Source organism: Calditrichota bacterium, from assembly GCA_013151735.1.
Taxonomy (GTDB): Bacteria; Zhuqueibacterota; JdFR-76; order JdFR-76; family BMS3Abin05; genus BMS3Abin05.
The window spans coordinates 1-3508 of record JAADHR010000014.1 but is presented as its reverse complement, the minus strand read 5'-3'; the positions used below and the strand labels follow the sequence as shown (position 1 = coordinate 3508).

Below are 3508 nucleotides of genomic sequence, written 5' to 3'. Positions count from 1 at the left end.
TAGTTTTTAAGTGAACCTTGGATCAGAGCGGTCGTTTCGACTCCGCTCAACGACCGTTTATATGATTCGTAGTTTTTAAGTGAAGCTATTCGCTTGACTTTTCGATTACGGGCTTTTAAAAAATTAAGTAAGGAAAAAAGCATAGGATACAAATAAACAGGTTTTGCCTGTACTCATTGAGAATGATCTATGAGGCGGATCAGGCAAGTCCCCTCTATCAAGAGGGGATTTAGGGGTGTGTCTTTTTCAATTCCTGTCTGTTTTCAATGGTGAAGATTAAATCCATTTGGCATTTGTTAATAAAATAGGGTTTGTTCAAATGAAGCGTTTTTGGATTTTTGGGATAATTGCAGCAGTAGGCATTTCGGCTGTTCTGGTGAGTTGTTCCCGAAACACGCCACAGGAAAGCGCCGACGCCGTTCGCGAATATGCCAACGCTCTGTACAATCGGCAATTGTATCCCCAGGCGATTCAGGAATATCAGGATTATTTGGCGCACTACAATATGTCCAAAGGGGAACGGGCCAATATTACCTACACGATAGCCACCATTTATTTCGATCGTTTACACGATTACGAAAACGCGCTGGCCAATTATCTGAAAATCAAACATTTTTACCCGGAAAGCAACCTGCAGACCGAGGTGAACAAAAAAATTGTTGCCTGTCTGGAACGGCTGCGCCGGTCCGCAGATGCCCAGCAGGTGCTGAACGAAACCACCAGCCTGAATCCGGTAAAACACAAAAAGCGTCCCGGCGCGGTGGTGGCCAAGATTGGGAATCGCGAAATCACTCAGGGCGATCTGGATTTTGAGATCAGCCAGCTCCCGCCGTCCGTGCAAAGCCAGTACAAGGACAAATCCAAAAAACTGCAATTTCTAAAACAGTACGTGGCCACCGAATTGCTGTACGATACTGCCAAACGAAAGGGGCTGGACAAAGACAAAGATGTGGTGGAAGCCACGTTTCAGGCTCAGAAAAATTTTATGGTTCAAAAGCTCTTGCAGCAGGAAATCTCCAAAAACGTGAAAATAGACGATTCCGACATCGAGCTGTACTACAAGGCGAACAAAGACAAATATGCCGAAAAGAACAAAAAGGGCAAAATTCTCCGAATCAAGCCTCTCAGTGAGGTGCGGTCTCAGGTGGTGCAGGATTTGCGAATGGAAAAGCAGCAAAAGGCCTATCAGGATTTGATCGATCGAATGATTAAGGCGGAAAACGTGGCAATTTACAGCGACAAAGTTCAGTGATGACGATGAGAAAAACCAATCGTACAGGCAATTTGAAACAGGCAGTCATTCTCGGGATTTTGTGGGTTACCCTTTTGGCGGGGAATTCGTTTTCAGATACCGGAAAGATTTCCATTCAATCGGCGGTAGACCGCTCCCAGATTACCATTGGAGATGTGATTACCTACACCGTAACGGTTACACGGGACAAAAATGTGAAAGTCAAGCTTCCCGGACTGGCCGAAAACCTGGGGCAGTTTGAGATTCGCGATTACAAGGTGTTCGATCCCGTTAGACGGGATGGAAAAATCATTGACCGGGTCCAGTACAAGATTTCCACATTTGACACGGGCGATTTTCAAATTCCCCCGATTGCTGTTCAGTACACGATTCCTCCGGATACCGTTAAACACGTTCTGAAATCGGAAGCCATTAAAATTCACGTGCAAAGTGTGGTACCGAGCCAGGAGGGCGACATCAAAGACATTAAGCCGCCCGTGGAGATCCCGTTTGACTGGCATCCTTACGTAAAATACGGACTGTGGGGATTACTCGGGTTGATCATCCTGGGTGCGCTTATTTATTTCTGGGTGCGCAAGCGCTCCGGGAAGCCGCTCATTCCCGTAAAAACGGAACCCCCTCGGCCGCCGCACGAACTGGCTCTGGAAGCTTTGGAGCACCTGCAGCATTCCGATCTTCTTGAAAAGGGACAAGTGAAAGCGTACTACAGCGAGGTGTCCGAAATTATCCGGCGTTACATTGGCGGGCGTTTTGGGGTGGATGCCCTGGATTTGACGAGTTCCGAATTGCTGCGGGAACTTAAGGCAATTCCTATTTCAGACGAGCACGTGCAGCTGATGACAGAATTTACGGAATTGTGTGATCTGGTTAAATTTGCGAAATACAATCCCGAAGACGAGGAGAATCAAAAGGTCATCGACTGGGCCTTTCAATTTGTTCGGGAGACACAAATTGTTGAAACGGCCGGGGACGAACCGGCGCCCGTATCAGAAGAACCCGTGGAAGAAGGGGCGTCTGTTTCCGCAGAATCCGCTACCGCAGAAGAGGGTGTTGTGGATTTCAAACGGCACTCGGATGGTGGAAACGGGGCAACCCCGCCGGAAGATTACAAAAGAGATGATCTGGAAAGGTAAAGACGGTAGATGTTTCGATTTGCAAGTCCTGAATTTTTAGCGGGATTTTTAATTATTCCCATTTTGGTCTATTTCCATTTTCGAAAGGGGAAAAAACAGGCGGCCACGCTTAAGTATTCCAATCTCGATCTGGTAAAATCCGCCGGAAAATCCCGCTGGAATGAGTACCGGAATATTCTTTTCAGCCTCCGGCTGCTGGTGGTGATTTTTTTGATTCTGGCGCTGGCGAGGCCGCAGTCGGGAAGCACACACCAGGAGGTAACAACCGAGGGAATCGACATTATTTTGGCGATGGACATTTCCAGCTCGATGCTGGCAGAAGATTTCAAGCCGAAGAACCGGTTGGAAGCCTCCAAAATTGTGGCGGAAGAATTTGTAAAAGGGCGCAAGAATGATCGCATTGGTCTGGTGGTTTTTGCGCGGGACAGCTACACGCAGTGTCCGCTGACCCTGGATTACGGCATCCTGCTGAAGTTTATTAAGGATGTGAAAATCGGCATTATCCCGGACGGAACCGCCATCGGCATGGCGTTGGCCAATGCCGTAAACCGCCTGCGGGACAGCAAGGCCAAAAGCAAAGTGATTATTTTACTCACGGATGGCCGGAACAATGCCGGGGAACTGGACCCCCTGACGGCTGCCCAGGTGGCCAAAGCGATGGGCATTCGGGTGTACACAATTGGCGCCGGGACAAAGGGATCGGCCTTGTACCCGGTTCAGGACCCGTTTTTCGGGAAACGCTACGTGCGAATGCCCGTGGAGATCGACGAGAACTTGCTGAAACAGATTGCGGCCACCACGGGTGGAAAATATTTTCGGGCAACGGACACGAATTCCCTGCGGCAAATTTACAAAGAAATCGGGAAAATGGAGAAAACCAAAATCCACGTAAAAGAGTACACCAAATACAAGGAACTTTTTGTACGATTTTTACTGGTGGCTCTTTTCTTTTTAACGCTGGAAATTATACTGGCCAACACAAAATTCCGAAAACTGCCGTAGAGGGAATGAGGGGGAGGGTCGTGAAGCCGCGACTGAAAAAACAAAAAAACAAGTTTAATCGGGATGTCCTGAAAAAGCAAGGAGTTTAACGCTTACATGCTGAGGTTTGCCAATTCATTTG

Annotated in this window: 3 protein-coding genes; all 3 read left to right on the top strand. The window is 47.9% G+C overall.

Annotation, left to right across the window (positions count from 1 at the left end):
• Positions 1 to 319: 319 nt before the first annotated feature.
• Genes GXO76_00490 through GXO76_00480 form a run of 3 tightly spaced genes read left to right on the top strand, consistent with a single transcriptional unit; the run spans position 320 to position 3387 of the window.
• Positions 320 to 1252, top strand: a complete 933-nt coding sequence (locus GXO76_00490; GenBank protein ID NOY76321.1) for a hypothetical protein — start codon at positions 320 to 322, stop codon at positions 1250 to 1252.
• Positions 1253 to 1257: 5 nt separating this feature from the next.
• On the top strand, positions 1258 to 2385 hold the full coding sequence (locus GXO76_00485) for a protein BatD (protein NOY76320.1): 1128 nt from the start codon (positions 1258 to 1260) through the stop codon (positions 2383 to 2385).
• Between the two features lie 9 nt (positions 2386 to 2394).
• Positions 2395 to 3387 carry a VWA domain-containing protein gene (locus GXO76_00480; GenBank protein ID NOY76319.1) on the top strand — a complete coding sequence of 331 codons (993 nt, stop codon included), beginning with the start codon at positions 2395 to 2397 and terminating at the stop codon, positions 3385 to 3387.
• Positions 3388 to 3508 lie beyond the last annotated feature (121 nt).

Excerpts from the sequence above, each read along its gene's own strand:
- GXO76_00490 (NOY76321.1), top strand. The coding sequence starts at position 320 with ATGAAGCGTTTTTGGATTTTTGGGATAATTGCAGCAGTAGGCATTTCG.
- GXO76_00485 (NOY76320.1), top strand. The coding sequence starts at position 1,258 with ATGAGAAAAACCAATCGTACAGGCAATTTGAAACAGGCAGTCATTCTC.
- GXO76_00480 (NOY76319.1), top strand. The coding sequence starts at position 2,395 with ATGTTTCGATTTGCAAGTCCTGAATTTTTAGCGGGATTTTTAATTATT.